General features: G+C 41.9%; 1 protein-coding gene. It reads left to right on the forward strand.

The genetic code is table 11. The annotated features are described in order from the left end of the window. On the forward strand, window positions 1-508 hold a 508-nt coding region (locus tag ACS8FD_RS24850; protein ID WP_439277804.1), incomplete at both ends, for a WYL domain-containing protein.

Consider the following 508-nt stretch of genomic DNA (forward strand, 5'->3'; position numbering starts at 1 on the left):
GCGTACGCATTGAAACAGCAACTCAGCCATTAATTGCGCCGCATATTGATTTGGACAGTAAAGACAATATTTATCATGCGCTGTTTTATCAACTACAGATTAAAGCCTGTTATACACGCAGTAACAAGTCAGAGGCCAGTGAGTATGTCTTAAATCCTATTGCTATCATTCAACGTGGCGTGATTATTTATTTGCTCGCCACTCGAACTGATGATCCAAAAGCCATTATCCGTACCTTTGCGCTGCATCGATTTGCTAGTGTTGAAATACTAGATAGCACTGCAGTAACACCAAATGATTTTCACTTAGACAGTTATCTGGACGCCGGTAGCATGGGCTTTACACATCCCCTATTGAGTCAGCTGCCTGATCGAGGTAAAAATACCCCTATTGAACTGCGCTTTACCAAAAGGGCTGGCAAAAGTCTAACAGAAAGTAAGCTGAGTGACGATCAAATCGTGGTGTTTAATGACGATGAGACTTTAACGATTCATGCGACCGTTAATCT

This window comes from Psychrobacter sp. 1U2, assembly GCF_051847575.1.